This is a genomic window from Acinetobacter sp. IRS14 (assembly GCF_034650275.1).
In the GTDB taxonomy this organism is placed as follows: Bacteria; Pseudomonadota; Gammaproteobacteria; order Pseudomonadales; family Moraxellaceae; genus Acinetobacter; species Acinetobacter oleivorans.
The window spans coordinates 1-2,172 of record NZ_JAOVFN010000050.1; the positions used below are offsets into that span (position 1 = coordinate 1).

The 2,172-nt window shown below is 38.3% G+C and carries 1 protein-coding gene; it reads right to left on the reverse strand.

The features are described from left to right. Window positions 1-157: 157 nt before the first annotated feature. A complete protein-coding gene (locus ODQ17_RS18965) occupies window positions 158-1,921 on the reverse strand; it encodes an alkaline phosphatase D family protein (RefSeq protein WP_322905600.1) in 1,764 nt (587 codons plus the stop codon). Window positions 1,922-2,172 lie beyond the last annotated feature (251 nt).

A 2,172-nucleotide genomic window follows, 5' to 3' on the forward strand; every position in this document is an offset into this window, starting at 1 on the left:
ATTTAAAATCCCCCGCCCACAAAGCGTGCCGGTTCGAGTCCGGCCCCGGGCACCACTTTCTAGTATAGAAATTGGTGCAATAAAAAATCCAGCGTAAGCTGGTTTTTTTATGTCTAAAAAAAGGATACTTATTAGTATCCTTTTCCCATCCATATATTTAAGCAGTTTTTTGCTTATCTTGTTCAGGCGTTAAATTCGCATCTAACACCAATTGATAATGTCGACTTGAATCTACTTTATATTCTGCATTTTTAATTGAATCTACAAAAATCCAATCCGATTGTACTTGCGTATCATCGAGTGTAACCACCAGATAGCCTCGCTGATTTAAATTGCAATACGTCAATTCATCGATAAGTGTAGTAAAGGCAAATTCAAACTTTTGCAACTGAGCCAAAGGAATACTTAAATATTTCTCAAGACCCGGTGAAGAAACTGAACTTGTCGCTAATTCAACACCGACATATTCCCCTTTTTGGCTATACAGGTAAGATGTCCATGCATTATGAGTATCGCCAGCCAAAACAATAATTTTCTTATTAAACTCTGCCAATTTATCATACACAAACTCTCGCTCAGCATAGTACCCATCCCAAGCATCGAGATTATATGGAACTAAAGTTGTGACCCGCGCTTTTTCTTGAATAGTTAAAGTTGGATCACCCTGCTCTAATCGCAATTTCAATGTGACTAATTCTGTAATTTGTGCATTCATTTTAGCTAACCCATCTGGCGAAGTTCCACCTGAAGTAATTTGCCCCAGAGAAACCAATAACTCAGCAGGAATCCACATTTTACTCATTAAGACCTGCTGACCAATCACATTCCATGTTGCTGTAGATTGTTTTAATTTATCAACCAACCAATCTCTTTGTGTATGCCCCATTAAAGTACGCTTTGAATCTGTTAAATCAGCCTGAAATTTTTGAGCGTCTAAACCAGAAGCTGTCATATAGTCCTTATATTCAAGCTGTTTATCTCGCGCAATAATGCGTGTATCTAGCATTGTTAGTTGTACAAGTGACCCAAAATTAAACTGACGATAAATATTTAGATGATCTGTGTTAGAAACAGGGCGAATTGGCATCCATTCAAAATAAGCCTGTAGAGCAGCTAACTTACGATCAGAAAAAGATCCTTCATTATCTTGATGGTTTTCCGCCCCTTCACGCCAAGTATCATTTGCTAACTCATGGTCATCCCAAATTACAATGAAAGGATGACGTTGATGAGCTACCTGCAAGTCTTTATCCTGACGATATAGCGCATAACGTTTGCGATAATCATCTAATTTAATAATTTCTTTATTATTATCAGATGGCAAAGTACGGCCCAATTTTTCGGCATCTTCTGTCGCATATCCATCAGAGCCATATTCATAAATGTAATCCCCCAAATGAATGACTACATCCACCTTCTGTTTTGCTATTTCACGATAAACGTAGAAGTAACCCGCAGGATAGTTAGAACAAGAACATACTGCAAAGCTGACCTTATTGGTACTTACAGGCAAAGTTTTAGTTTGACCAACAGGTGAAGTTTTATTACCAAAATGGAAACGGTAATAATAAATGGTATCCGCCTGTAGTCCTGTTGCATCCACTTTCACGGTAAAATCATCTGTCTTAGTCGTTTGAACCACGCCAGTCTTCAAGTTCAGCTTAAACTGGTCATCGGTAGCAATTTCCCAAGTCACCTTAAGGTGCGCACTAAGATCTACCGGTGTTAAACGCGTCCATAAAATTACTTTATCCTGCAAAGGGTCGCCACTCGCAACTCCATGTAAAAAATCTGCTTGTGTCTCCGAACTTTTTTCATCGGAACCATCATTACAACCCGTAAAAGCTACCGGCAAAGATAGCGCCCCAAAACCGAACAGACTTTTTTGAATTAATTCTCGGCGTGAAATTTTCTCTGACATAAAATTACCTAAGTTTTAAGCAATGAGTGTCTTAAAATTAAGTAGATAAGATGAACAACTGATCTCAGTTTAATGAATAAATCATGACATAAATTGGTTAATTTATATAAATACGAACAAGAACTGATTGAAAATAAAGCAAACTCTCTGATTTTCTCTTGCCAATCGCGTACTTGTCCTCTATTATTGCGCACATGCCCGGGTGGTGAAATAGGTAGACACAGGGGATTTAAAATCCCCCGCCCACAAAG

Coding starts and splice junctions, on each gene's coding strand:
- ODQ17_RS18965 (WP_322905600.1), bottom strand. CDS start 1,921: ATGTCAGAGAAAATTTCACGCCGAGAATTAATTCAAAAAAGTCTGTTC.